25 protein-coding genes and 1 tRNA gene are annotated in these 26742 nt (G+C 41.4%); 5 read left to right on the forward strand and 21 right to left on the reverse strand.

Annotated features, from left to right (window positions below; translation table 11 throughout):
- Positions 1-14: 14 nt before the first annotated feature.
- Positions 15-200: a hypothetical protein gene (locus tag PGLA_RS14520; protein ID WP_245699931.1), complete on the forward strand. Its 186-nt coding sequence runs from the start codon at positions 15-17 to the stop codon at positions 198-200.
- Here the strand turns inward: PGLA_RS14520 and PGLA_RS14525 are convergent.
- The 15 genes from PGLA_RS14525 to PGLA_RS14595 form a co-directional block, all read right to left on the reverse strand.
- Entirely contained in the window at positions 169-975 is an 807-nt protein-coding gene (locus PGLA_RS14525; protein WP_068533903.1) for an MBL fold metallo-hydrolase, read from the reverse strand. The genes PGLA_RS14520 and PGLA_RS14525 overlap by 32 nt on opposite strands.
- 10 nt (positions 976-985) lie before the next feature.
- Positions 986-1735, reverse strand: a complete 750-nt coding sequence (yycI, locus tag PGLA_RS14530; RefSeq protein ID WP_068533905.1) for a two-component system regulatory protein YycI — start codon at positions 1733-1735, stop codon at positions 986-988.
- Between the two features lie 53 nt (positions 1736-1788).
- Positions 1789-3063: a YycH family regulatory protein gene (locus tag PGLA_RS14535; protein ID WP_068533907.1), complete on the reverse strand. Its 1275-nt coding sequence runs from the start codon at positions 3061-3063 to the stop codon at positions 1789-1791.
- Positions 3060-4886, reverse strand: coding sequence for a cell wall metabolism sensor histidine kinase WalK (gene walK, locus PGLA_RS14540; protein ID WP_068533909.1), 1827 nt, complete (start codon positions 4884-4886; stop codon positions 3060-3062). Before walK ends, PGLA_RS14535 begins: the two co-directional genes overlap by 4 nt.
- Complete coding sequence (gene yycF / locus PGLA_RS14545; protein WP_068533911.1) at positions 4886-5593, reverse strand: response regulator YycF; 708 nt, start codon at positions 5591-5593, stop codon at positions 4886-4888. The genes walK and yycF overlap by 1 nt, the downstream gene beginning before the upstream one ends.
- A gap of 359 nt (positions 5594-5952) precedes the next feature.
- Complete coding sequence (locus PGLA_RS14550; RefSeq protein ID WP_068533913.1) at positions 5953-7500, reverse strand: M23 family metallopeptidase; 1548 nt, start codon at positions 7498-7500, stop codon at positions 5953-5955.
- Between the two features lie 275 nt (positions 7501-7775).
- Positions 7776-8459, reverse strand: a complete 684-nt coding sequence (locus PGLA_RS14555) for a hypothetical protein (RefSeq protein ID WP_068533915.1) — start codon at positions 8457-8459, stop codon at positions 7776-7778.
- A 214-nt stretch (positions 8460-8673) separates the two neighbouring features.
- Positions 8674-9960 carry an adenylosuccinate synthase gene (locus PGLA_RS14560; protein ID WP_068533917.1) on the reverse strand — a complete coding sequence of 429 codons (1287 nt, stop codon included), beginning with the start codon at positions 9958-9960 and terminating at the stop codon, positions 8674-8676.
- A 308-nt stretch (positions 9961-10268) separates the two neighbouring features.
- A complete protein-coding gene (dnaB, locus tag PGLA_RS14565) occupies positions 10269-11627 on the reverse strand; it encodes a replicative DNA helicase (RefSeq protein WP_068533919.1) in 1359 nt (452 codons plus the stop codon).
- A 1-nt stretch (position 11628) separates the two neighbouring features.
- Positions 11629-12072: a 50S ribosomal protein L9 gene (rplI, locus tag PGLA_RS14570; protein WP_068533922.1), complete on the reverse strand. Its 444-nt coding sequence runs from the start codon at positions 12070-12072 to the stop codon at positions 11629-11631.
- Positions 12069-14063 carry a DHH family phosphoesterase gene (locus tag PGLA_RS14575; RefSeq protein WP_068533924.1) on the reverse strand — a complete coding sequence of 665 codons (1995 nt, stop codon included), beginning with the start codon at positions 14061-14063 and terminating at the stop codon, positions 12069-12071. The genes rplI and PGLA_RS14575 overlap by 4 nt, the downstream gene beginning before the upstream one ends.
- A 14-nt stretch (positions 14064-14077) precedes the next feature.
- On the reverse strand, positions 14078-14992 hold the full coding sequence (locus tag PGLA_RS14580; RefSeq protein ID WP_068533926.1) for a DUF2232 domain-containing protein: 915 nt from the start codon (positions 14990-14992) through the stop codon (positions 14078-14080).
- A gap of 6 nt (positions 14993-14998) precedes the next feature.
- A complete protein-coding gene (locus PGLA_RS14585) occupies positions 14999-15301 on the reverse strand; it encodes a MazG-like family protein (protein WP_068533927.1) in 303 nt (100 codons plus the stop codon).
- Between the two features lie 114 nt (positions 15302-15415).
- On the reverse strand, positions 15416-15844 hold the full coding sequence (locus PGLA_RS14590) for a CBS domain-containing protein (RefSeq protein ID WP_068533929.1): 429 nt from the start codon (positions 15842-15844) through the stop codon (positions 15416-15418).
- A 125-nt stretch (positions 15845-15969) separates the two neighbouring features.
- A complete protein-coding gene (locus PGLA_RS14595; RefSeq protein ID WP_068534017.1) occupies positions 15970-16968 on the reverse strand; it encodes an LCP family protein in 999 nt (332 codons plus the stop codon).
- A gap of 487 nt (positions 16969-17455) precedes the next feature.
- On the opposite strand from PGLA_RS14595, the gene PGLA_RS14600 reads away from it, so the two are divergent.
- Positions 17456-17546 (forward strand) — tRNA-Ser (locus tag PGLA_RS14600).
- A gap of 535 nt (positions 17547-18081) precedes the next feature.
- Here the strand turns inward: PGLA_RS14600 and PGLA_RS14605 are convergent.
- Positions 18082-18276, reverse strand: a complete 195-nt coding sequence (locus PGLA_RS14605; RefSeq protein ID WP_068533931.1) for a YjzC family protein — start codon at positions 18274-18276, stop codon at positions 18082-18084.
- Between the two features lie 215 nt (positions 18277-18491).
- On the opposite strand from PGLA_RS14605, the gene rpsF reads away from it, so the two are divergent.
- The 3 genes from rpsF to rpsR are packed head-to-tail and all read left to right on the forward strand — an operon-like array spanning position 18492 to position 19604.
- Positions 18492-18776: a 30S ribosomal protein S6 gene (rpsF, locus tag PGLA_RS14610; protein ID WP_068533934.1), complete on the forward strand. Its 285-nt coding sequence runs from the start codon at positions 18492-18494 to the stop codon at positions 18774-18776.
- A 48-nt stretch (positions 18777-18824) separates the two neighbouring features.
- Positions 18825-19310, forward strand: coding sequence for a single-stranded DNA-binding protein (ssb, locus tag PGLA_RS14615; RefSeq protein WP_068533936.1), 486 nt, complete (start codon positions 18825-18827; stop codon positions 19308-19310).
- Positions 19311-19331: 21 nt separating this feature from the next.
- Positions 19332-19604 carry a 30S ribosomal protein S18 gene (gene rpsR, locus PGLA_RS14620; RefSeq protein ID WP_068533938.1) on the forward strand — a complete coding sequence of 91 codons (273 nt, stop codon included), beginning with the start codon at positions 19332-19334 and terminating at the stop codon, positions 19602-19604.
- A 401-nt stretch (positions 19605-20005) separates the two neighbouring features.
- On the opposite strand, the gene PGLA_RS14625 is transcribed toward rpsR, so the two are convergent.
- The 5 genes from PGLA_RS14625 to PGLA_RS14645 all read right to left on the reverse strand — a co-directional run bounded on the left by PGLA_RS14625 (position 20006) and on the right by PGLA_RS14645 (position 25785).
- The gene (locus tag PGLA_RS14625) at positions 20006-20971 is read right to left on the reverse strand and encodes an ABC transporter ATP-binding protein (RefSeq protein ID WP_068533940.1); all 966 of its coding nucleotides are present in this window, start codon (positions 20969-20971) and stop codon (positions 20006-20008) included.
- Positions 20968-21957 (reverse strand): ABC transporter ATP-binding protein, encoded by a 990-nt coding sequence (locus PGLA_RS14630; RefSeq protein ID WP_068533942.1) that lies wholly within the window; start codon positions 21955-21957, stop codon positions 20968-20970. Before PGLA_RS14630 ends, PGLA_RS14625 begins: the two co-directional genes overlap by 4 nt.
- Before the next feature lie 112 nt (positions 21958-22069).
- A complete protein-coding gene (gene opp4C, locus PGLA_RS14635) occupies positions 22070-22978 on the reverse strand; it encodes an oligopeptide ABC transporter permease (protein ID WP_145939564.1) in 909 nt (302 codons plus the stop codon).
- A gap of 27 nt (positions 22979-23005) precedes the next feature.
- Entirely contained in the window at positions 23006-23968 is a 963-nt protein-coding gene (locus PGLA_RS14640; RefSeq protein ID WP_068533945.1) for an ABC transporter permease, read from the reverse strand.
- A 65-nt stretch (positions 23969-24033) separates the two neighbouring features.
- Positions 24034-25785: an ABC transporter substrate-binding protein gene (locus PGLA_RS14645; RefSeq protein ID WP_068533947.1), complete on the reverse strand. Its 1752-nt coding sequence runs from the start codon at positions 25783-25785 to the stop codon at positions 24034-24036.
- Positions 25786-26742: the final 957 nt, after the last annotated feature.

The following is a 26742-nucleotide window of genomic DNA, read 5'->3' on the forward strand; positions in this document are numbered from 1 at the left end:
GTGTAAATTTATCTATGGATGTTGTTCACATGATAGCCAAGCTAGGAGATATGAAGGACGAGCATTATCGTAATACCCTTGCCATAAGTACAATCATAGAACTTCTTGTAGACAAGGGGATTCTCACACGTGAAGAATTGGCAATCAAGGCCGATGAACTCGATCAATTTATGGCTTGCTCACCTTATCCCACGGTGTAGGTTTATCGTAGTAGGTATCACACAACTTGAAATCGGTCTCTTTGAAAAAACACCCGCGTTCTTCCATGGCATCACGCACAGTCATTTTAGCCAAATCCATCATATTGTGATCTCGGCTTAAATGTGCCAAGTACGTCCTTTTCGTCTTGCCAGTAAGGAGTTCACTCATGGCTTCTCCTGAAGCTTCATTCGAGAGATGCCCCATATCGCCTAAGATACGACGCTTGGTATTCCATGGATAGCGACCCATTCGCAGCAACTCAATATCGTGATTGGCTTCAAGGACCAACACATCCGAATCCGCAATGGCCCGCTTCACTTTATCACTAACGTAACCCAGATCCGTAGCCACACTAAGCTTATCGTCGCCATCATAGAAACTATAGCCTACGGGTTCCGCTGCATCATGGGAAATACCGAACGATTCCACGCGAAGTGTACCGAAATCCTTCACTTCTCCACTATCCAACACGATCCGATTCTCTTCTGATATTTTACCAACCGATTTATTCATAGCGTCCCATGTCTTCTCATTAGCATAGATAGGCAGATTATATTTACGAGCCACCGGACCTAATCCCTTGATATGGTCTGAATGTTCGTGTGTAATTAATATTCCGTCAATCTCGCCTCCTGTGAGATCACGTTCCTGCAATAATTCATCAATCCGACGTGCACTGAACCCCGCATCGATCAATAACGTTGTTTCCCCATTCGTAACCACGGTTGCATTCCCTGTGGATCCGCTCGATAGTACTGTAAATGATATCCCCATAAGCGTTGCCCTACTCCTTTGTTTTATCTGTCTTGGAACTAATAACGTCCCCACTGATGCCTTGTACATAATATATTTCATTCTCTAACGTGAATCGCCATACAGGTGCTGCTACCTGATTCTCGGAATTAAACATCTCTCCGTAATATCCTAGCTGAATATCTTTCACAGCTGAATTCACTGGAATATAGTTATTGTTAATGAGTTTGGCCAGCGCGTCTGAAGCATGTAGCACCTTTTGTTGTTCCTCGTCGTTAGACGGAAGGATTTCAGTCACTGATAACTGATAAGAAGTGATCTTCTGCTCACGATACAACAACTTCAACTTTAATTGATCATTGAACAGTGGCCATTCCTCTTCAACTAAAGGGTGAAATACGAAGGCCCCATATTCACTTTCCATTGGATCATAACGATAATCCTTAAATTGAGGTATATATTTCTCTAGTGCTTTCGTTAAATCGTTACCCATAAAGACTAACTTGCTATCTAGAGGTTCACTAAGCTCCACGGGATCTCTATTCTCACTACTTTTAAAGCGATAGGTGATCTTCGGAAGTGCTGGGGTTCGTGGGGGAATCGGACATAACAGTTGAATATTCTTCTCCTGCATGATTTTCTGTGTATATTCATCAAGTGAGGTATAATCCAAGTTCGCATTTGCTTGTTCCCTTACATCGTTCCACAACTGATAACCTAGTACGAGATTTAACAGTAAAAAAGCGTAGATCAACACATTTTTAGCTCGTCCCCAATCCATCCCTGTCCCCCCTATCCCACTTCATCTTTATGCAATCAGCTTGTTCCACTTCATTAATCCAGCACCATCACTTCACCACTCCGAAGCTTAACAGCCCATACAGGTGTTAAATGTAGCCCTTCCTCCGTACGTGCTGGCAAGTATGCAGGATAGAGGTCCACGATCGCAGATTGTTCACTTAGTTTTTTCAGCTTCGATTTTAGCTCTTCGCCACCTGACAACACCTTGATTTGCTTGTTTTGTTCCTTAAGTTTGATATAGATCAGAGAACGTTCATAAGCGGATACTGTGCCTTGATGCAGATCAAGCTTAATTGTTCCGTATTGAAATTGTGGTCTTTCCAGAATAGGATAGTTGCCATAATACTGTTGAAATACCACTTCGTTCTTACCTACCCCGCCCCCAGCAAGGCTTAATCGATAATTACCATTCCATCCGCCATGTTGGTTCACGAAATCAACCGCAGCTAGCACCTCTTTATCCACATTACTTTCTCCAGCAGGCATGGCTGCAGGATCCGTATAGCTCATCCACTTCTGTTCTTGCCTAACTTGCAAGCTTCGCTTACTATCCGTATATATTTCCGAGCCATCCTTTTCCCTGATATTACGAGTAATACTTGAATCGAAAAATAAGCTTCGTTGCATTTGTTCTGCTGTATATACTCCCATGTCTACTGTGGATTCGACCATCTCGATCGGTGTCTCTGGCACATAGTAGGCCCCATTTATTGTCATATACGGTGTCCATGTTGTACCGAAATCCACTTGTTGTTGTATATCCTGAACCGTAAGGTCGGCTTTGCCGGCCTCATATACAACACCTTCTGTACTAAAAAACAACGCATGTGCTTTAGATTCATTATTAACGTTATATATCCAGACTCGGTCAATAAGCTCCGTTTGAAATAATGAATCTGGCTGAATTTGCATCACACGCTGAAGTAGCGTTACTGGGACCCCCGATCCAAACGTCAGTTCAATGCCAGGATTGTTCTGGCGCATTTCTTTAAGATCTATATTCTGTATAGAACGTCGTTGGAAGCTATCAAAGCTCCGTCCTTCAATTAATGAGAAGATCAGATTATAAAAGGTCGAATCAGGATAAAAGATCGTATGTTTATCTTCTCCCATATGAATAATCATTTTATCCGGGTAAATAAGACTCTCCACATTGGTTTCCGGCCCCATATAATCCGTCTTAATATAGTTCGTTGCAGACCTGATGATCGTATCACTACCTGGAAGTCGGTACATGAGATAATAACTTTCTACTAGACTACTCACGACCAACAAGACGAGTACGATAGACTTTAACTTCTCCTTCATGTCAACACACCCCCATCTTCAACCAAAGGAAGCGTGAAGCTGACCTTCGTACCTTGTCCAAATTCCGATTGTAAAGCGATCACTCCGCCATGGGCGCTAACAATTTCCCGGGCAATGGATAGACCAAGACCCGTTCCTCCCATATTCCGTGAGCGTGCCTTATCAACACGATAGAATCGTTCGAATATACGGTCCAAATCCTTCTTAGGAATACCGATCCCGGTATCCTGAACAGAAATCATAAGGTTAGCGTCCTCAGTAACCCTAGCTTCTAACGTAACCACGCCACCCTCAGGCGTATATTTAAGTGAATTAGACACGAGGTTATCAAGCACTTGGTCGATCTGATCACGATCAAATGATATGCTACCAAGCCCCTTATCCACCTTAATTTCTGATTGAATATTCTTCTGCTGCATTTGAAAAGAAAACCGATCCGTTACATCCTCCAACATTTCCAATACCTCGGTTGGTTCTTTACGAAGGGATGCTTCTTTGTTGTCTAACCTTGATAAGTGAAGTAGATCTGTCACCAGGCGAATCATCCGTTCCGTCTCATTCTGGATTACGCCTACAAACCGTGGTGCCAGTTGTGTATCCTCAAGTGCACCATCATCCAGTGCTTCCGTATAACTCTTAATAGTCGTTAACGGCGTACGCAATTCATGAGATACATTAGCAACGAATTCACGACGAGAAGCTTCTAACTTCTCCTGTTCCGTTACATCCTGTAGTACGGCTATCATACCCGCAATACCAAACTCCCTCCGGTGTATCGAAGTAAAGGTTACCCGCACCTTAAAGGGTATAGCTACCTCTTCTCGATTTAACTCCAATAGTGCTGTATTGATAGAGCCCTCTACAAAGGCTTGTGTCTGCGCAGCATCAAATCCGAGTAGCACAGTGATGTCCCGATTATCCAATTCTTCCTCATCTACCCTTAACATCTTACCCGCACGACGGTTCATAAGGATAACATGGCCCGCTTCATCCGTTGCAATCACACCATCACTCATATTCGTAAGAATTGAAGCTAATTTCTCCTTCTCCTCTTCATTCTGCAAGAGCGCATTCCGAAGGCGACCTGTCATGTAATTAAAGGCTTCACTCAATTGTCCGATTTCATCGTTCCCGAACACAGGCATCTTCTGATCGAATCTTCCTTCTGCCACCGCCGTAGCATGACGTGTCATTTCCTTGATTGGCTGCGTAATGGTATGCGCTAGAATAACGCCAAGGATCGCGGTTAATCCTAGTGCAATCAACATGCCTGATATAAAAATATTGTTAACCCGCCCCATCGTATCGTGCAACTCATTCATGGAGGCAACAATATAGATCGCACCTACAATTTTGCTATTATAAATAACGGGCTTCGCAACCACGCGTTTACGTTCATTATCCTCATCAATCATATATTCTTCATTATCGCTAATGCCTTGAAGAGCACGGCTCACTACTGTCTGTGTGTTCTTCCGCCCTACATAATCCTCATGAGCAGGTAATGACGTAATCAACACCTTACCACTGGCGTCAAGCACCTGAATTTCTACGCCACTGAGATTGAATAGGTTGTTGACGATAACACCTAAGCTTTCCACAGAATTCTTACCCGCTTCAACGTCTCCACCCAATTTCTCCGCGGCCATCACTGACAATAGCTCTGCTTGCTCCTGCAGATCATTCGTGAAATTGCTAGTTAGCGAATTCTTCATAGCGCTCACGAAATAGACGCCGATCAATTGCATGGCGATAAGAATCAGCAGCATATACACAATAATAAGTTTGGCTTGAATGGTGCGGAAGAAAGAGGCGAACTTCATTAGAGTCCACCGTTTTTAAGGCTTCGCATGACATAACCAAGGCCCCTGCGTGTTAGAATATATTCTGGTTTACTAGGGTTCTCCTCAATTTTTTCCCGTAATCGTCGAATGGTTACATCCACGGTACGTACATCCCCGAAATACTCAAATCCCCATACAGCCTGTAACAAATGTTCCCGGGTCATCACTTTACCCGCGTGTTTCACGAGATACACTAACAACTCATACTCTCGATGCGTTAGATCAAGTGGCTCACCACTCTTAAATACCAAATACATATCTGTATCAATAAACAGCTCAAAGAGTTGTATGCCTTGTTTCTCCGTTGGTGTTTCCGTTTTGGTCAATCTTCGCATGTGTGCTTTAACGCGGGCTAACAACTCCCGTGTGCTAAAAGGTTTCGTCACATAATCATCCGCACCCATCTCTAATCCGAGCACCTTATCAATTTCTCCATCTTTAGCCGTAAGCATAATGATAGGGAAATGCAAATGAGCTGCCCGAATTTCCCGACATACGTCCATCCCATCTTTGCCTGGTAGCATGAGATCGAGTAACATCAGATCCGGCTTCTTTGATATAGCCAATTCAACGGCCGTAATGCCGTCCAAAGCACATATGACGTCATATCCTTCTTTTTCTAAGTTGAATTTCAATATATCAGCAATGGGTTGTTCATCATCTACTACTAGAATTGTTCCTTGCATGAATGTATCCCACCTCATATTTCAACCATTGATTGTCAATCCTCTTCCTATTTTACCACACCTGATAGCCCGTCACACCTCATAAGTATCAGCACATAAACAAGCATAAACAGCTATGCCGTCCTTTAGCGGCATAGCGACGTTTAACGTTGATATATAAGCGTTAGTAACAACTAATTTCTTATATTTGAGCAAAAAGAGCATCCCCCACCATACCAATCGTAGGGTCATGCTCTTTCCGCTATCCTAAACAAAGCTTATCTATATAGATTGAACTAAAGACGAACCCTTATATTCATGATCTTCTTTAGAAATGATTGAAGTTGTGAGCGCAAACTTTAGTTCAATCTATCTATTTGTTAATTCAAATATCTCATAGGGTTCTGGGCCACATTATTTTTCTTGATTTCAAAATGCAAATGAGTACCTGTTGAGCGTCCCGTGTTACCCATAACGCCAATACCATCACCTTTATCTACTGTCTGACCTTGCGTCACGGTGATCCTGCTCATATGACCATATAGCGTTGTGTACCCGTTGCTGTGGTTAATAATAACAGCATTACCGTAACCACTAATGTTACCTGTGAAGGTAACGACACCTTCATCAGCTGCCATAATCTTACGATTACCTGACACCATATCAATTCCTTTGTGCTGTCTTCCCCAACGTGAACCATACGTACTCGAAATGGTTGCACCGCTCACAGGCCAAGAGAATTGCCCCGATCCTTGACCCGCAATCTTCGTTCCTTGCAACACAACTTCGGTAACGGAATCTTTTACTACTTCTTGACCGAGCCATTGCTCGTCTACGACTTCGCCGTTCTCTTTAGTCACTAGATATTCCATGACCTTAAGCCCATCTTGCCCAGGACGAACAACTTTTGATTTACCGGCCGGAAGCTCAGAAGTCTTTCTGATTTCCATTTCAGGAGCCGTTACAATTTCTTCAGATACCTGTTCAACGGTTTTAACTGTCACCGGAAGTTTCGGCACGGTCAGCTTTAACGTATCTCCAATTTTGAGGTACTTCTCCTTAATACCCGGATTGTTTAGATAGATCTTCTTCTCCGGAATATTATATCGCTTAACGATGGAACTGAGCGTATCTCCTTCAGCTATCGTATAAACGATAGGCGCGTCTTTACTTTTCGTCAGGAGACTAGTTACTTCGTCAGCACTAAGTAACTTAGTAGGATCTGTGTTAACTGACGCAACATCTATCTTCTCTGCAATCTTGACCGACTTCATAGTCGATTCTGGTTCATCCGCTACACTCCTCGTCGATGCCATAACAGCTCTACTCATATTTTTAAGTTGTAGTGGCTTCACCTCAGCAGCAGGCACGTACTGTTGTTTCACCTGTTCCAATATGTCGTCTACCGTTTCCTGATCCTTAACAATACCTACGACTTTTCCGTCTATCTTAAGCTCTACCCCTGTGGCATAACCCGTTAACATCCCATCAAGTTTCTTGAGAGTCTCCTTGCTATCCACTTTAGCTTTATAGGCTTGTTCAGCCTTAACTGTAATACCTTCTGTCTGCAGTGTCATTTCTACATCAGGATATTTATTCTTATATTCCTGCCTCTTCTGGCTGAATAATTGTTCAACTTCTGTTGGATTCTGCACGCTTCCGACCTTTTGATCCTGAACATACACATTGTAATAAGCAATCTTGTTCGCAGTTACATATTGATTACCTGCGAAAACAAGCCCTACAATGAGGAGGACTCCAGATACGACTATCGTAATCCATTTTTTTCTCTTTTCCTTATTCCCAATCAAATCTCGTAACCATGTAGAATGTTCGGTAGGTGACTTCATGGTGTTCTCATCTTTTTGAATAGGTATGAACTTGTCCCACATCTTCCCTATCCAGCGTATACCGTTGAAATCCTTCATGATTTTTCTCCTTTACAAAAAGCGTTGCATCATTTCCAAATGCTTATAATACCCAATAAAATGAATTCTAAGTAATGTATTGTAAAATATATTAAGTAAAAAGGTTTCAAAATTTTAACCTTTAGAACTACTTGTTTACTTTAACATAACATTTACAATCATTTCAACTTTTGAGAAATGACAAAAAACCCGCGGTTTAAGCGAGTTTTTTGTCATTTCCCTATATTTACATTAAAGATTAACTTATGACAATTTCGTGATCCTTTCCACTATTTTCATGATTTCAGTAGCTTCATCAACTTGGCATACTCATCTTCACTTAAATACTTAGAAATAATCTCTTCCACTTGCTTAAGTTCTTGTTCAGTCAGACCATTCTCCATAGCGACGGTAATCTCTTGTACTTTCTCTTGTGGAAGCTTGGTCATTAATATGTTGAATATCTCTTCCTTTTCTCCCACCGGTAAGTCATCTTTCTTCCGAACAAGATCATCTGGTGACACGATAACCTGTTGATCCTCTTGCCCTACCCCTACACCTGCGACCTCTGTTTGGGACTCTCCCATCACTGGCAGTGCATCGACAGGTGCCTCTTCATCTACGGATGATTCCCTTTTATCTGATTCTGAGGGATTTTCACCATTCCCAGTTGATTCACTCTTGTTCGTCGTATCCGATTCCTTAGTTATACTTGACGATCCCGCAACCTTATCGTTGTCTTCCTTAGTGACCTGTTCCTTACTATCTTTATCCTCTACTTCGGTAACTGCATCTTTCTTTCCCATCAGACCTTGTAGCACACTTCCCCAAGCAAAAGGTTGACCCTCAAGTTGTATATTAAAGCTCGCTAACATTGACTTTATATAGGCATTCACAACCAAGCCTGTCGTGAACACAGTCAACGTGCTGACCATGACGACGATCAGTACCATCTTACCCAACCAACTCATAAATTTCATCCCTAGTCCTCCTTACTGCCCATGATCCGATATCCTTGATTTCATTCTCATTGATAGTATTGACCAGAAGGACCTCATTTAACCCATATTTTTCCTTATTCGTGCACAAAAAAAGCCGCATATCACAGAAGTGACAAGCAGGCTCATAAAATCTTATTCTCTATGACGAATTACCAAACCCATTCATATGGCATGACAATCCGTCTTATATTTTCTATTCGTAAATTGGCGTAACTTGATTCGTTTGGTCACGATTACGTCCTACCGAGAAGATCGCAATCGGAATTCCAGTAAGTTCTGCAATGCGAGTAACATAATTACGTGTATTCTCTGGAAGTTCTTCAAGCGTCTTAACGCCTGTAATATCTTCACTCCAGCCTGGCAACTCTTCATATACCGCTTCGCATTCAGCAAGCTGCTTCAAGCTAGCAGGATAAGTAGTAATGACTTCTCCACGGAATTTATATCCCGTACAAATCTTAACCGTCTCAAGACCGGACAATACATCAAGTGAATTCAGAGATAACCCTGTAATACCACTCACACGACGAGCATGACGGACAACAACGCTATCGAACCAACCTACACGACGCGCACGTCCAGTAACTGTTCCATATTCATGACCCGTTTCGCGGATATAGTCTCCAACTTCATTGTTTAATTCCGTAGGGAAAGGACCATCGCCCACACGCGTAGTATAGGATTTAGCTACACCAATGACCTGTTGAATCTTAGATGGACCTACACCGGAACCGATGCATACACCACCAGCAGATGGGTTGGAAGAAGTAACATAAGGATAGGTTCCTTGGTCAATATCCAACATGACACCTTGAGCACCTTCAAACAATACTTTACGGTCCGCATCAATGGCATCATTTAATACAACAGATGTATCCGTTACATAAGGACGAATGAACTCTGCATATTCTAGATACTGTTTCAGTACTTCTTCCACATCAAGAGCTTCCGCACCATATACTTGTTCAAGTACATGATTCTTCTCAAGCATCATGTGGCGAAGTCTTAATTCGAACTCTTCTGCATCTAGCAAGTCAGAGATACGAATACCGTTACGCGCTGCTTTATCCATATAACAAGGGCCAATCCCTTTACGTGTTGTACCGATCTTATTGGCACCTTTACGATCTTCTTCTAGTGCATCTAGAACCATATGATACGGCATAATGACATGTGCACGGTCACTAATTACCAAGTTATTTGTTGTGAATCCATTATCATGGATGTATGTGATTTCTTCAATAAGAGCAGCTGGATTAATGACCATTCCGTTACCGATAACGCAGATTTTATCTTCATAAAATACGCCAGATGGAATTAGACTCAGCTTATATTTTTTATCGTCAATCAGAATGGTATGGCCGGCATTGTTTCCTCCCTGATATCGAGCTACTACATCTGCGCTCTCCGCCAGAAAGTCCGTAATTTTGCCTTTGCCTTCGTCTCCCCATTGTGTTCCCACAACGACTACTGTTGACATATTCATTCCCCTTTTGGTGCTAATACACCTATTATTATTCTTATTGGGCTTAGCATATGATTAATTATCCCAAACCATTCTCCGCACTAAACATAGCTTAACCTACAGTTTGCAGTCCCCCATCATGTCTAGAGAAAATCATGAATATATAAGGGTTCGCCTTTTTAGTTTCAGTCTACCTAACAGCAATAATAGTTTAACAGCCCTCATTTTTAAAGTCAAATTAAAAACGAACAATCGCACGTTGATAAGTGCGATTGTTCGGAAATGGATTGTTATATTGGCAAGCTGTTGACCGCATTACGATATTATCCTGCAAAAGAGTCAGAGTGGGCTCGCTCATAATTAACGAACTTATTGAAATTCTTGAGAAATACGAGTTCAACGGTTCCTACAGGACCGTTACGTTGCTTCGCGATAATAATCTCAATAATATTCTTTTTCTCCGTATCCGCATTGTAGTAATCATCGCGATACAAGAAAGAGACAATATCCGCATCTTGCTCAATCGAGCCAGACTCACGCAAATCACTCATCATCGGGCGTTTATCTTGACGCTGCTCAACACCACGACTTAACTGAGACAATGCCACCACAGGCACCTCTAGCTCACGAGCTATCTGTTTCAATGTACGAGAAATCTCGGATACTTCCTGTTGACGGTTCTCGCCAGCCTTACCGCGGCCATGAATAAGCTGAAGGTAATCAATCACGATCATACCAAGGCCATTTTCTTTCTTCAATCGACGGCATTTGGCCCGAATGTCTGCCACGGTCACCCCTGGTGTATCATCGATAAAGATTTGTGCATCGGACAATGACGAAATGCCCATCGTAAGTTTCGCCCAATCATCATCTTTGAATTCCCCAGTCCGCATAGCATTCGCATCCAAATTGGCTTCGGCACAAATCATACGCTGTACAAGCTGGGGCGCTGACATTTCCAGACTGAATATGGCTACCGTTTCTTTGGCACGAACAGCAACATTCTGCGCTATATTAAGGGCAAATGCGGTTTTACCAACCGAAGGTCTAGCCGCTACGATAATCAGGTCATTTCGCTGAAAACCATTCGTCATTTTATCTAGATCGACAAACCCTGTTGGGATACCGGACGTGCCACCTTTGTTCTCATGCAACATTTCCACGCGATCGAATACTTCCATAAGCACGTCTTTAATTAAGACAAACCCGCTTCCGCTACGTCGATTGGAAATCTCCAATATCTTACGTTCCGCATCCCCGAGCATGCCAGAGACATCTTCGCCACCCGTGTAGCCTTCGCTGACAATCTGAGTCGCAGTTCGGATTAATCGACGTAACATCGATTTCTCCTCAATAATCTGAGCGTAATAATCCACATTGGCTGCCGTAGGCACAGCATGAGCAAGCTTCGCTAGATAACTAACGCCACCGATTTCCTCAAGTTGCCCACGGTCTTGGAGTAACGAAGTCAGCGTGATGAGATCAATCGGTTGATTGCTCTCTCCAAGCTGTAACATGGCTTCAAAGATTAGTTGGTGTGGCTTATCATAGAAATCCTCCGTGCGTACACGCTCCATCACAGTAATGATAGCTTCATCATGCAGCAGTATCGCACCTATAACAGCTTGCTCTGCCTCCAGATTCTGAGGAGGTATTCGATCGTAAAAGCCCTCTCCGCCCATCTTAACCCTCCGTTACTTGAACCTTGAGTGTAGCTTTCACTTCTGGGTGAAGCTTCACAGGCACTTGAGTTACACCCAAGGTACGAATAGGGTCATTTAACTCTATTTTACGTTTATCTATCTTTACACCTTTAGTTGCAAGCACTTCTGCGATCTGCTTACTTGTGATCGCTCCGAAAAGGCGACCGCCTTCTCCCGCTTTAGCTTTAAGATCAATAATCATTTCCTCAAGCTTCTTACCTAGTGCGGATGCTTCATCTTTTTCCTGTTGTTTACGTTTTTGCTCTGCGGACGTTTGATTCTCAAGCGTCTTCATGTTGCCATCTGTTGCTGAACGTGCTAATCCACGAGGAAATAGGAAATTCGCTGCGTATCCTTCTGATACTTCCTTCACGTCTCCCTTTTTAGCCTGACCCTTAATATCTTTCATAAATATAACTTTCATTCGAATAGACCCTCTTTCTCTTCAATTTGCATTAGTACTTTCATTAATTGAGTTTCAGCTTCATTTACAGAACATTTCAGTTGTACAGCAGCATTCGTCAAATGACCGCCACCACCCAACATTTCCATAACCACCTGAACATTCATCCGTCCAAGCGAACGAGCACTTACACCAATCACACCATCTGGCCGTTCACTGATCACAAAGGAGGCTACCACATCTGTCATCGTCAGAAGTGTATCTGCCACCTGCGCTATTAACAATTGAGGGATGACAACACCTGCTTCTGTCACCGCAATTGCGATGTGTCCATAGACTATCTTGGCTTTCTTGATGATTTCTGCCTTAGCCAGATACTCCTGAAGGTCTTCTTTGAGCATCCGCTCGATCATCACTGTATCTGCACCACTTCGGCGTAGAAATCCAGCAGCTTCAAAGGTTCGCGAACCCGTATGAAGTGCAAAATGTTTCGTGTCCACAATAATTCCAGCTAACAACATCGTAGCTTCTAGCGGACTAAGTTGTACTTTATCATGTATATACTGAAGTAACTCCGTTACCAATTCACAAGCCGAGGAAGCGTAAGGCTCCATATAGAATAGTACGGCATCGTTAATAAATTCTTCGCTACGGCGATGGTGATCCACCACCACAATCCGGGTAGCATTATGCACGAGCCTTGGCTCCATCGTCATGGACGCTTTGTGCGTATCCACCACTACTAATAAGCTGTGCTCTGTAAGCATCTGCAAAGCTTGTTCTGGCGATATAAATCGCTCAGCTAACTTCTCATTCTTCTCAACTTGTATTAGCATCTGTTCAATCGAAGGATTGCTTCCAGATAGTACGATATAAGCATCAACATTATACATCTGTGCGGCTTTAAGCACCCCTATAGAAGCACCTATGACGTCCATATCCGGCATTTTATGCCCCATAATGATCACTTTGTCGCTCTCTTGCATGAGATCACGAAGAGCATGGGCAATAACCCTAGCACGAACGCGCGTCCGTTTCTCTACAGCGTTTGATTTGCCACCATAGAATGATAAGCGTTGTTCTGCCTTCACAGCTGCCTGATCGCCACCACGTCCGAGCGCCATATCAAGACTGGTCTGAGCAAGTTCTCCAAGTTCGGAAATATCCTCAGGTCCAAAGGCAAGGCCCACGCTAAGCGTCATTGGCACTTTCAGATCAGCAGTCATTTCTCGTACCTCGTCTAGAATGACGAACCGGCTCTTCTCTAACTCCTGAAGGGACTTATAACTTAACATCATAAGATACCGATCGGATGAGAGACGCCGTAAATATACTTTATAGGTCTTAGCCCAAGCTGTTATCTCGTTAGCAACCTTGGCAATTAGAGCCGTACGTTGTTGATCATCCATACCTTGTGATGCTTCATCAAGATTATCTAGATTAATGAGACCCAAGGCCAGCTTCTCATTCGCATACCGCGTTCTGAGTACAACAAGCTCTGATATTTCATCTAAATAAATAAGACGTTCATCAGGGATGACAGTCAGTTGATAATATCGATCTTCAATCAATACTTCCATCTGATGTTCCTTGTAAGGGTGATCCTTACTACCCTCTTTCTTATCACCAAATGATGTAGGAAATTGAGGGAAAACATCCTGCAGAGCAGAACCAATCAATGACTTACGACCAAACATTACGTTTACGTAACGGTTACTCCACTCGATTGTACGATCCTCGCTGTACAGCATAATTCCAAATGGGAGCATACTCACGGCTTCGCCTTCCACTCTTTTAATACGGAAAGACAGGCCATTGATATATTCGAGTAAATCTTTGCGAAACGCCATTTCTGTCTTTAACATCAAATAGCTGAGTACCCCTACGATGCACAGACTGATAATGCCAAGTGGCCAATTGTACCATGTTACAAAGATGACAAGCAGAAGTAGAAGCATGAACGCCCAGACGCTATGGTAGCCGTGCCAGCGTTTTTGTAGAAATTTAGGCATGACTTCTCATCCTATCATTTTGATTTCGTCATCATCTGACGCAGTGGAAATGCGATATCTATAATACCGATAATCGCCATCGGTGGGAACAAAAATACAGGAATAGCTAATAAAAATGGAACAACAGGGTGCCACTTGCGGTGATACGTTACAAAAAAGAAAAACGCCATGGCTTGGATACAAAAGAATATATTCAACGTGGGAACCAAGTTTGCAGATATCATCGTTAAATAACTGCTTTCTGAGCTCAACGCCATGATCTCAATAATAACACCGAGCAAATAATACCAGATCAACGATCTTGGAAACATCCATTCTCTTACAGGCTTTAACCTCGTCGTAGTATAACCCATACGTCCCAGAATAGGACGGACTATAGCATGTGTAATGATCGAGATCATGAAGGAGCTAAGAATCAATGCGAATGGAATCCTTTGCACAGTCATATTCATCAGGCTATCCATATATTCTTTCGTCAACACAAAATCTTTCGTGAGCGCGCTATTTCCAACCATTTCCTGCATCGGTTTCACAGCCACATTCACCATATCCTGCACATACCCTGACAAGTCGAATTGGAACAACACCGTGCCAATAAAGAGTAACAAGAGCATCTCCACGAGGATCGTAGCTGCTCCAATGACAATCGTCCGTAAAGCGGATGCACGTTTCTTATAACATCTACCCATAACTATGGCTGGAATGACAAAATACAAAGCTAATAATAAGTATACTGGATGAATAATGAAAGCTATCAACCAGACCGGAACGACGTGAGTAAGGAACTTTTTCATGCTCAATATGTTATACAATACGATCACTGGTACAATTAATAAAAACGCTGTGATCATCGATAAGCTAGTAAGTAACGAGAGGATGAGGAGTAAATAAGCTCCCGTCCATAGTAACGCTGTAGAACGCGATTTCAAATCAATTCACCTCTTACGCAAATGTTCTTCAAGTGTTGAAATATCTTGATACCAATCTTCTAGCTGATGTCCTTCTTGCTTATGCTTTTTGAGTTTGTCAATCAGCAGCTCATCGATCTCTCGATATGACACGCCAAGCCTTCGTCCCAGAATGTACGAGCTCATAATCAAGCTAGCTATACTGTCACCTACACGGGCTGTACTACCTTCCCATAACGCCTTAAATAGTCGGGATACATGATCGACCACCTCGGTCTTTAGCCACTCAATCACTTTAGCACGTTTGGCTACATCCAAATCCTTTGGCATGTTGGACACATTAACCTCCCAGAAAAAGCTTTATTCTCGATTATATCACAAAAAGGTATTCGCTACACCCAAGGGTTCTGGCAGGAATGCCATACATCTTCGAAGTTATGTGTATTAAGAATTGAAATTCATGGATTCTTTAGATACAAATTTTTCGCAATATTCAATAATCTGACTTCTGCGTACAATGCCAATAAACCGGTTCATATCATCCACTACAGGGACAAAGTTCTGAACTTTGGCTAGATTAATCAAGTCTTCCATATTGGCATCTATCGATACGGGCTTATTACTCATTTTAATAGGTATATCCTTGATCAGGAACTTTGAAGCATTCTCAAAAGTAACTTTCCCCTCTGAATTTTTCATATACCATAATAAGTCGCCCTCTGTAATGGTGCCAGCATACTCGCCATTATTGTCTAACATCGGTACAGAAGTAAATCTGTGGAACTCCATGCGCTCCAACGTCTGCCTTAGCGTCGATTCAAGCGTCAAACATACTACGTCCTGTTTAGGAAGCAGAAAAAATGCAATATTCATATGAAACTATTCCTCCCTAGGTCTTGATACAGAGTCCTCTTCCTTGATACGTTTCTAACCCTTAAATGTTCCATTATAACGCTAAACCAGCAGCCCTTCTCGGCTGGGCTGCTGGTTTAAGTAAGTTACTGCGATTTATCCTGATCTTCTGGCATCAGCAACTGATATGTTGGTGTGGAGGTATTCATCCAATTATCTATTAAGTCTTGCGCAAATTTAAGATCTTTTTCGTCTGCACGATCATAGGAAATCCCGTTCAATCGCATGCTTTCTCCCATAACTGTAAAACTTGTAATCTCCATTTCGCTTCCTGTTAGCAGTTGTTTACCTAAGTCAATGATGAACTTAGGTTGCATGTTCGTCTGTAGGTTAGTACCCATGATATCTAGTAATTGAGGAATCTTAGTGACTTGATTCAGATTCATCATCTTTTTAGCTACCTGATCTAAGAAGACCTGTTGTCTCTTGGTACGATTGAAATCACTATCCTCACGATAACGTACATAATTCAAAGCATCTGTACCATTATAAATAGACTGATTAGCTTTGATTGTAAATTTCTCGTGGTCTGCACCCTTATTGACGATATCCTTCTGAATTGGAAGTTCTACGCCACCAAGTTCATCCACCGCATCTCTTAATCCAATAAAATTAATTGTAGCATAGTAGTCTAGCGTATGATCGAGCAAGGCCTCTGTCGTATCCTTCGCCATCTGTTGTCCACCAAAAGCGAAGGCATGATTGATCTTATCTTTCTTTCCTTTGCCTATAATCTCCGTATAGGTATCCCGTGGAATGGAAACCAATAATACTTTTGATTCTTTAGGTCTCAGCACCGCATATATCATCGTATCTGAACGCGCCGGTTCATCTTCACGCTGGTCTGTACCCAATAGTAATATAGAGAACGGTTTAGTCTGAACTGCAATCGTCTCTGCCTTAGGAGTGGTTGGATCCCCTTCTAACGGCTTATATGACTTCTCTTCGAGCGCATGCTCTACCTGATCAGATAGAAATATATCAAATGCAAGCATAGCCAACGGTTTACGGAATGCAAAAGCCCCTGATGCGATTAAGACTAGCACTACCGCTGCTATGACCATTTTTTTGGTTCTCTTTTTCATTAATCTAATTCCTTCTCTATGTGGAGTATAAATAAATAGCGTGATTGTTAATAAAACCTCTTGAAGCAATAGCTGAGCTCAAGCCTCCCTTCCGCATTAAACAGGTTCACTCATTATCGAATCTAGTAATATACAATTAATAGGGTATACCCAACTATTGTATACGTTAAATGTATAAAAAGAAACTTTTATATGCTTCCAGTACTCGCCTTGCCCCATTATTTTCATTAGTGAATGAGTGTCACATACTTACCCTGAAGACTAGATATTCCCTACGTTTTCGCCCTTCCTCCCTCTCTTACTTTACAGGATTGCGGTATCCTTGTTGAGGTCTTTCTTCTATTAAAAATAGTACAGCTTCTCCCGATTAGAATACGATCTTATATTGGACCATTCTAAAAAGTGAACACGAACTGAACAGAAAAACAATAAAATGCATCCATCCCTTGCGTACTTACAACGGCTATGTTAATATTATTTTTGCTGCGGAAAGGTACCCAAGTGGTCCAAGGGGGCTGACTCGAAATCAGTTAGGCGTCGCAAGGCGTGCGTGGGTTCGACTCCCACTCTTTCCGCCATTACTATTTTATTCAAATAACGTAACTAATTCAAATCTCCTACATTTATGTGGGAGATTTTTTGTTTGCAACGATATTATTACACCCGATTGAAGACTCTAGGCTGAGGAACGGCATCGTTTGGTAAATAGATGCTTTTTCTTATTGCATAGTTACAAGCCAAAGAGGGACCCTTTCGGATCCCTCTTGACAGCGGTGCTAGATGATTTGGAATTCTTCTACAAATACAATTAAGGTAAAAACTTACGCCTGAAGCAAACCGCGTGCTTGCTTAATGTGAATTGCCATCATTGGCCAGCGCCCCTTTAATGTAGCGTTTATAGATTTCCGGTGATTTGTTCAAAAATATAACAAAAGTTACGTTTTAAATAACAAGTTGCATATTTCTCGCGGAATAACTACCGCCCTTTGAAGGGTAAGGCGTTATATCCACTGACTCTGAAGTCCAACGGAACCACACCTCTCTCATTGCACCGCTTGGAAAATAGTATGATCCAGCTAAGTCCTTCTTATACATGATCATCATAATTAATTGTTAATGCGATTTCCCTTTGTGTTTCTTTTTCCATATCCGATCTTTGTTGCTCGTCTCAGGGAATCGTTCACCTTTACGTAAGGTTACGTGCTTCGGGTCAACAATTGTAGTCTCTAGACCAATGTCTCCAAACTCCATGTAATGTCCATTGTTTGGTGCCTTGTCTCCAGGTTTAAATTCTGTTCCTTCGCCCATTTGTGCATCCTCCCTTGAATTTGAAAATGTATTGCTCCATTAGTGTGTACCAGCGAGGGAGAATCATGTGTCCATCTATTGGGTTTGGGGCGAAGCGGAAAGCAAAGCTTGCTTATAACACGACTATTTGATATATTAATCAGGTGCGAGTTTACGCTCGTTCCTTGCTCCTGAGTCAAATCAGGGGCCGTGAGTCCATAAGGAGGTGAAAAAATATGCGCAAATATGAAGTGATGTACATTATTCGTCCTGACATTGAACAAGATGTCGTTCAAGCTACAGTCGAAAAATTCCAAGGCATTATCTCCAACGGTGGAGAAATTACAAAGCATGATGTAATGGGTAAACGCCGTCTTGCGTATGAGATCAAGAAATTCAATGACGGAACTTTCGTTTTGGTTAACTTCAACGGTACACCAGAAGTTATTAACGAACTTGAACGTCTAATGAAGATTTCTGACGAAGTAATTCGTTATCTCATTACCAATGACGTAGCTTAATTCATTTTCGGTTTTGTAGTTAAATCGCTTGAGGGAGGGGGACTTAAATTGTTGAATCGTGTCATACTGATCGGCCGATTGACTAAGGATCCTGAATTGCGCTATACACCTTCAGGGGTGGCAGTAACGCAATTTACGCTCGCTGTAGACCGTCCGTTTACGGCACAAGGCGGGGAGCGCGAAGCGGATTTCATTCCGGTCGTAACCTGGAGACAACTTGCAGAGACTTGCGCTAACTATTTACGTAAAGGCCGCTTAACTGCAGTCGAAGGACGCATTCAAGTTCGGAATTACGAGAATAATGAAGGTAAACGTGTATACGTTACTGAGGTTATTGCCGATAATGTTCGATTCTTGGAATCATCCAAAGGCGATAGTGGAAGTGCTGGAAATAGTAATGCTACACGTGAAGAACCTTCTTATGGAGGCGAAACACGTGGAAATCAAACCTCACGCAATAAAAACAACAATCAGGATCCTTTTTCCGATGACGGAAAACCGATAGATATTTCGGATGATGATTTGCCATTTTAATAACGGAAAGGACTGACTAGCATGGCTTTTAAACCAAGAGAAGGCGCCGATAACGATAAGAGACCGGCACGCCGTGGTGGACGTAATAAACGTAAGAAAGTGTGTTTCTTTACTGCCAACAAAATTACTCACATTGACTATAAAGATATTGACTTGCTCAAGAAATTTGTTAGCGAACGCGGAAAGATTTTGCCGCGTCGTGTAACAGGTACTAGTGCAAAATATCAACGTGCATTGACAATTGCTATCAAACGCTCCCGTCAAATCGCATTGTTACCATACACTACTGAATAGTAGTATATGTAAGCATAAAAGGCTATGTCATCCTTTCGGAGCATAGCCTTTTAGTTTTGAAATGACGACTTTCAATTTGATTTTTGAATTGATGGTTGTCTTTTTTTTGATTAGGTTTTGGAGTCTTTCCTCTCAACAACATTATATATCATATTAATCTTCTCCTTTTACCACTAGTTCATCTTCGCCTCTCCATAATAAAAAGACCTCCTACAGGCTACTGTAGAAGGTCTAATCACAAATAATACATCATCAGAACCCCTTAGTCGTATCCAAGGTTTTCTTCAGCTGGTAAGCTCGAACAATAGTTCTAAAGCCAAAACTAGAAAGCCGCAAGAAATACGATTCCCTGACGGTTTTCTAGTTTTATGATATCAATCCAACATACCAATGTTGCCACTTTATACGAAGTGACATGCAACTAGATGATCATTACCAACATCACGGTACTCCGGTGCTTGTTGTTTACAAATATCTGATGCAATAGGACAACGTGTATGGAATTTGCATCCAGATGGCGGATTTGCTGGACTCGGGATATCCCCTTGTAGAACAATCCGGTCCCTCTTATACGTTGGATCAGGAATGGGTATTGCAGACATCAATGCTTTTGTGTAAGGATGTAGTGGATTACGGAAGAGCTCTTCCGTACTACTCATCTCTACCATGGAGCCAAGATACATGACACCTACTCGATCGCATAAATGCTCAACCACGCTCAAATCATGGGAAATAAACAAATACGTTAATTGCTTATCACGTTGTAAATCACTAAGCAGGTTAATAATTTGCGCTTGGATGGATACATCCAAAGCAGAAACAGGCTCGTCCGCTACAATAAACTCTGGATTCATGATCAATGCACGAGCAATCCCGATACGCTGTCTTTGTCCACCAGAGAATTCATGAGGATAACGATCATACTGATAACTAGCAAGACCACAAATGTTCATCGTCTCTAATACACGCTCGCGTATTATCTTCGAATCGGTAACGCCATGATCATACAAAGCTTCACCAATCGCTTGGCCAACTTTAATCCGAGGATTCAGTGAACTAAATGGATCTTGAAACACAATTTGCATCTTCGGACGCATCCGACGTAATTCCTCTTTTGGAAGGCTATAGATGTCGTTCCCTTGAAATAGAACTGTTCCTTCCGTCTTTTCATTCAAGCGAAGAATCGTTCTACCAATGGTACTCTTTCCACAGCCAGATTCACCTACTAGACCAAGTGATTCCCCTCTATGAATACGAAAAGATACATCATCAACCGCTTTAACATGACCAACCGTACGCTGAAAGACCCCACCAGTGATTGGGAAGTATTTCTTCAAATTGTCTACTTGCATTAAGACTTCTTTCAAAGTACTTCCCTCTCTTCTTCATATAACCAGCAGGCTGATTTATGGGTGTCTTTGCCGTGCGATCTAAATGGTGGTTGCTTAACTTTACAAATATCCATGCAAAATTCACAGCGATCGTGGAAATGACAATTATCTTCAAGATCAATTGGATTGGGAACTTGACCTGGTATTGAATAAAGACGCTCTTGTTTCTGATTGATAATCGGCTTCGCTTTAAGCAATCCCTTCGTATAAGGGTGCTGAGGGTCTTGAAACAGTTCCAAGACTGGTGCTTCTTCAATCACCTTACCTGCATACATAACAACAACATAGTCAGCCATCTCAGCAACTACACCCAAATCGTGTGTAATCAACAAAATAGACGTATTGAGTTTTTGCTTAATATCACGCATAAGATCTAGTATTTGTGCCTGAATGGTTACGTCAAGTGCAGTTGTTGGCTCATCAGCAATGAGCAACTTAGGATCGCAACTTAGAGCAATGGCGATCATAATCCGCTGACGCATTCCACCACTTAATTCATGTGGATACGAATCAAATATTTTTTCAGGACGTGAAATGCCTACAAGGTTAATCAGTTCAATCGCACGTTTCTTAGCTGCTTTACGATCTAACAGCATATGCAACATCAGCGGTTCGCTAATTTGATTTCCAATGGTAAGTACCGGATTTAATGAGGACATCGGCTCTTGAAAAATCATAGATATTTGATTCCCACGAATTCTGGACATTTCCCTCTTACTTAATTTGAGTAGATCTTCACCTTCGAATAAAATCTCGCCCCCGACAATTTTCCCGGGTGGTGATTCAATTAATTGCATAAGTGACATCGCTGTTACACTCTTGCCGCAACCTGACTCACCGACAACACATAATGTTTCGCCCTCACGAATGATAAAACTAACGTTATCTACAGCCTTTACTGTACCTGCTGTTGTCTGAAAGTGTGTCTCCAAATTACGGAACTCTACTAAATCTTTTGCCATATTGCATCTCCCATCTTGAAGATATCGGTTTTATTGGCGCCAACCGACGTTGTTCAAGGAAGCAGCTCACGCTGCTTGCATCCATCACTTGTACTTTTTATCCATTAAATTATTATTTCTTTGTTTTAGGATCCAGTGCGTCGCGTAGTCCATCACCAATCAAGTTAATCGCTACAGATGTGATCAGAATACACATACCTGGCGGAATCCATAACCACGGTCTCTTCCGGAAATCAATCAGATTGTTCGCTGCAGAGATCATGTTACCCCAAGATGGCGTAGGTGGTACGACACCAATACCCAAGAAACTCAGTGCTGACTCCGATAGAATCGCACCAGCTACACTAAGCGTTGCAGCCACGATAATGACCGGGATCGTATTCGGTAAAAGATGCTTAAATATTTTACGTTTGTCCTTTAGACCTAGCGCTTCAGTCGCCTGCATAAATTCTTGTTCACGAAGTGTTAGAATTTGTCCCCGTACAAGCCGTGCTAGAGTTGTCCAGTTTAGAACCCCGATAATAACCATCAAGTAGTATATTCTACTAGAAGGATGTACCTTCAGATCCGATAGAACAGCTCCAAGAATAATCAAGATCGGTAGCGATGGAAGAGCCATGAAAATATCAGCAACACGCATAATCAAATTATCAACCAATTTTCCATAGAAACCAGCTACTGCACCCAATGTCGCACCGATCATAACCGTAATACACGTAGCAACAAGTCCAACTAATAAAGAAATTCGACCGGCCAACATCATACGAAGCAGAATATCGCGACCTAGCTTGTCTGTACCCAACCAATAAGTACCGTTAGGTGCCAAGTTCTTATTCTTCAAACTATAGTCGAAGAGATTATGTGGTGAGAAAAGAGGCCCTATAAAACAAAGTATGAACATGAACACAATCATTATAAATCCAATTACCGCAAGCTTATTTCGGGTAAAGCGGCGCATTGCCGTTTTCCACGGTGTATCAACAGCCTTAGCTTTGGTATTTTTATTTTCCGTTATAGGCATAACATCAGCAGACAACGCAATCTCCTCCTACTTTAAACGAATTCTGGGGTCTGCAATTCCATAGAGCACATCGGCGAGCAAATTACCCAACAAGGTCAGCATAGCTAGAAAGATTGTAAACCCGAGCATAAAGGGATAATCTCTCATATTAATAGAATTAAGATATATGTGACCGACACCAGGCCAAACAAATATTTGCTCTAGAATCATAGCTCCACCAAACAGTCCTGGCAGTTCAAACCCAAGTAGAGTGATCGCAGGAATCATCGCATTCCGAAATGCATGCTTAAATATAACTGTCCGTTCTTTGAGACCTTTAGCTCTCGCAGTACGTATATAATCCTGACGAATGACTTCCAACATACTTGTACGGAAGTAGCGTGTTAAGCTACCTGTAGACAGCATAGTCAGTACCATAATCGGTAAGAAGCTATGTTTAAGTACATCAATGAAATATTCCCATCCTCTAGCATTTAACCCGGATGTAATCATTCCTCCAACCGGAAACAGTTTCATATCTAGTGCAAAGAACTTGATAAGCAATAGACCTATAAAAAAGGAAGGTAGTGACATACATATAAATACTAATAGTGTGACTATCTTATCGAAGAAAGAATACTGAAATTTAGCAGAAAATATACCGGTGATCATCGCAATAAACCAACTAAAGAACAACGCGAAGATTCCGATAATAAATGAATTCCATACATATGTGTTAATAACAGTCGTTACGGGTTGTTTGTGCTGCATAGAATCCCCGAAATTCCCCTTAACCATATTTCCTGCCCATATAAAATAACGTTGATAATCTGGCTTATCCAGTCCGTATATGCTTCTAAGTTGCTCCTGCTTCTCAATAGACATATTCGGATTCGCTCGCGCTGTAATGTAATCCCCTGGAACCATCGCTGAAATGGCAAAAATAATGATAGAAATGCCAATTAGCGTAGGAATCATCTGCAACAGCCGTCGAATGATATACTGCTTCATTCCTATTCCCCCTGGCTATAAGTGGATATGCTCAGCTCTTATGAGCTGAGCATATCTGACATACTTTATTGTTGCAATTCAACTTGGTGTAAGCTGAAAGGGAAATCCTTGTACGGCGAAATATCGAATCCTTGTGCTCTAGCATTCACCGCTGTCATGTTTGTTCTTTGGTACATAAAGATTACAGGAATATCCTTGTTCATCTCTTGATACATTTCTTTATAAATATCTTTACGCTTTTCAGTATCCATTTCTTTCTTACCAGTAGCCATCAATTCATCGACTTTGGCATTAGAATACCCAACATCATTTTGTGCACCTTTTGTAATGTACACTGTGTTGTTAGGATCTGGTGTCAAGCCCCATGCAGCGAAGTACATATCGAAATTGCCAGCAGTTTTCTTATCGGTGATTGCATTGAAGTCTAGTGTTTCTGCAACAATTTCAATTCCTAACTCTTTGTAGTTAGCGGTCATGATTGGAAGCAATGCTTCTACAACTGGATTACCAGCAGTAGCGGAGAAGTTGATTTTGAATTTCTCTCCATCCTTCTCACGAAGGCCATCTGCTCCAACAACCCATCCTGCTTCGTCTAGCAATGCTTTTGCTTTTTCTATATCGAAGTCATACTTTTCGATATTCTCATCAGTAAATGCCCAAGATACTTTCGACTCAGGGATGTTAATTACATCCGCGTAAGGTCCGTAGATGCCTTTTACAATTTCTTCACGATTCAAACCATAAGTAAGTGCTTGACGTACTTTTGGATCTTGGAATTTCTTAAGCTTATGGTTAAATCCAATGTATCCATAACCATTGTTTGGAAGGATGTTGATATCTAAGAATCCTAGAGCTTTCAATTCATCAACGTTATCTTCGGAAACGTTGATGTTATCCATATCTGTTTCACCAGATTGTAGCATCGCCATGTTCGTCGAATCTGTTGTTGTTTTGAAGATAACATTCTTAATTACTGGAGTTCCTTTGAAGTAGTTCTCATTAGCTGCCAATACAATTTCTTGACCAGCTTTGTAACTTGTAACTTTGTATTGACCACTACCAAGTGGCTTACTATTAAATTCTTTTACAGATGACAAATCACCTTGTTTGTATCCCTTACCATAGTAAGATTCAGGCAAAATGTATACAGTGCCCAATTCAACTGGACTCAACGCAGAATATTCTGTAAGACTTACTTCAACTGTATTGTCATCGATTACTTTGATACCAGAGATGTCACTTGATTTACCTTCGTTGTATTCTTTAGCACCTACGATATGATAACTTAGTGGATCAGATTCACCATCATAGCTCTTATCAAGGAGCAACTTCATTGTAAACAAGTAATCGCTAGCTTTCATTGGGCTACCGTCAGTGTAAGTAACACCCGGTTTAAGATGGTACGTATATTTCAATCCGTCTTCAGATACATCAATTTTCTCAGCCAAGCTGTTCACATAGCTTCCGTCAGCTTTTACTTGTAGGAAAGAATCAAAAACTGAATAGTTTACATAATAGTCATAAGCCGTTTCCATAAACAGTGGGCTGAATACCCCTTTTGGATCTGTCATACCAACAATCAGTGTATCTTTACGGTTCTTAGCCAATTCTGGATTTAGAGATGCATCAGTTGCTTTGATTAAGCCACTTGATTGCTCTCCCTCAGCTGGAGTCTCAACAGGTGTTGTAGTATCCACCGTCTCTTTTGTTTTATTTGTTTCAGGGGCGGTCGCCTTTTTGTTGTCCCCTGAACATGCGGAGAGTACTACCGTTAGCGCTAACAAAAGCACTAACATTAAGTTCCATTTTTTTGTCATGCAAATTCTCCTCCTTTTAATAATTTCTAATATATATTATAAATATAATATATCCCCCAATTGTCATTAACCAACTCGGTTAACTGAAGCAAACAAGCTAGTAAACAATAATTACTTCCCTGAAACAATATACACATTTCAATAATGACCACAGGTCAATTTAAGGAAATATTTGTCCCTTGTATATTTTTTATGTAAGGTATATTAACACAATAAAATCAATTTATTTATTAATATAACCCAAATCTCATAATATTCCAAGCATTTTAATTTATAATATGTTCATATTTCTTTAAGCAGACTAATAATCCAAAAAAGTATGCTCATGCTTCAGCTTCTTTTCTATCACCTTATCTACTCAGACGTAATTCAGGATGTCATAACATTAGCCGCTTATGACTGATTGCAAACGATCAAACGTCGTTCATGTTCATACTTAACCTAGTACACCACACTTTAAAATTATCAACACCATATTATTGACTAAACCTTGAGACAGACACAGAAATTAATTACCTTTGAATTGTCTGTGCCCTCTTTGGTACATTCACGTATCAATAATTTCAATACGTCACTGAACATCGCCTTATAAATTAAAGGACTAACTGCTTCCGTCTATGGTCGCGCTTAATTCTTAAATCATTTCTTTTTGACCTCTAATTGGTTCATTCTCACTCACTTCTCCGTTGTTATGTGTTCTTCAGTACTCCTAAAGCCTATGTGCTTTAGGATGAGGGTCATACTGAAATCATGACACTACAAGTCTAGTCAATCTCTGTCCTGATCCATGAAGCGATCAGAAGCTACATTATATGTAGCTTACTTCAACTTCTATGTAAAAATATGATTATGTTTTCAATTGTAATTGAACAGCCAAATAGCCTCAAACATTGACATAACTCTCATATATAATGGAATCTATGAACTCTATCCATTCTTTACTTGTATAATTTTACC

Origin of the sequence: Paenibacillus glacialis (genome assembly GCF_001637205.1) — a bacterium.
Lineage (GTDB): Bacteria > Bacillota > Bacilli > Paenibacillales > Paenibacillaceae > Paenibacillus_AQ > Paenibacillus_AQ glacialis.

Coding starts and splice junctions, on each gene's coding strand:
- PGLA_RS14520 (WP_245699931.1), top strand. CDS start 15: ATGGATGTTGTTCACATGATAGCCAAGCTAGGAGATATGAAGGACGAG.
- PGLA_RS14525 (WP_068533903.1), bottom strand. CDS start 975: ATGGGGATATCATTTACAGTACTATCGAGCGGATCCACAGGGAATGCA.
- yycI (WP_068533905.1), bottom strand. CDS start 1,735: ATGGATTGGGGACGAGCTAAAAATGTGTTGATCTACGCTTTTTTACTG.
- PGLA_RS14535 (WP_068533907.1), bottom strand. CDS start 3,063: ATGAAGGAGAAGTTAAAGTCTATCGTACTCGTCTTGTTGGTCGTGAGT.
- walK (WP_068533909.1), bottom strand. CDS start 4,886: ATGAAGTTCGCCTCTTTCTTCCGCACCATTCAAGCCAAACTTATTATT.
- yycF (WP_068533911.1), bottom strand. CDS start 5,593: ATGCAAGGAACAATTCTAGTAGTAGATGATGAACAACCCATTGCTGAT.
- PGLA_RS14550 (WP_068533913.1), bottom strand. CDS start 7,500: ATGAAGGATTTCAACGGTATACGCTGGATAGGGAAGATGTGGGACAAG.
- PGLA_RS14555 (WP_068533915.1), bottom strand. CDS start 8,459: ATGAAATTTATGAGTTGGTTGGGTAAGATGGTACTGATCGTCGTCATG.
- PGLA_RS14560 (WP_068533917.1), bottom strand. CDS start 9,960: ATGTCAACAGTAGTCGTTGTGGGAACACAATGGGGAGACGAAGGCAAA.
- dnaB (WP_068533919.1), bottom strand. CDS start 11,627: ATGGGCGGAGAGGGCTTTTACGATCGAATACCTCCTCAGAATCTGGAG.
- rplI (WP_068533922.1), bottom strand. CDS start 12,072: ATGAAAGTTATATTTATGAAAGATATTAAGGGTCAGGCTAAAAAGGGA.
- PGLA_RS14575 (WP_068533924.1), bottom strand. CDS start 14,063: ATGCCTAAATTTCTACAAAAACGCTGGCACGGCTACCATAGCGTCTGG.
- PGLA_RS14585 (WP_068533927.1), bottom strand. CDS start 15,301: ATGCCAAAGGATTTGGATGTAGCCAAACGTGCTAAAGTGATTGAGTGG.
- PGLA_RS14590 (WP_068533929.1), bottom strand. CDS start 15,844: ATGAATATTGCATTTTTTCTGCTTCCTAAACAGGACGTAGTATGTTTG.
- PGLA_RS14595 (WP_068534017.1), bottom strand. CDS start 16,968: ATGAAAAAGAGAACCAAAAAAATGGTCATAGCAGCGGTAGTGCTAGTC.
- PGLA_RS14605 (WP_068533931.1), bottom strand. CDS start 18,276: ATGGGCGAAGGAACAGAATTTAAACCTGGAGACAAGGCACCAAACAAT.
- rpsF (WP_068533934.1), top strand. CDS start 18,492: ATGCGCAAATATGAAGTGATGTACATTATTCGTCCTGACATTGAACAA.
- rpsR (WP_068533938.1), top strand. CDS start 19,332: ATGGCTTTTAAACCAAGAGAAGGCGCCGATAACGATAAGAGACCGGCA.
- PGLA_RS14630 (WP_068533942.1), bottom strand. CDS start 21,957: ATGGCAAAAGATTTAGTAGAGTTCCGTAATTTGGAGACACACTTTCAG.
- opp4C (WP_145939564.1), bottom strand. CDS start 22,978: ATGCCTATAACGGAAAATAAAAATACCAAAGCTAAGGCTGTTGATACA.
- PGLA_RS14640 (WP_068533945.1), bottom strand. CDS start 23,968: ATGAAGCAGTATATCATTCGACGGCTGTTGCAGATGATTCCTACGCTA.
- PGLA_RS14645 (WP_068533947.1), bottom strand. CDS start 25,785: ATGACAAAAAAATGGAACTTAATGTTAGTGCTTTTGTTAGCGCTAACG.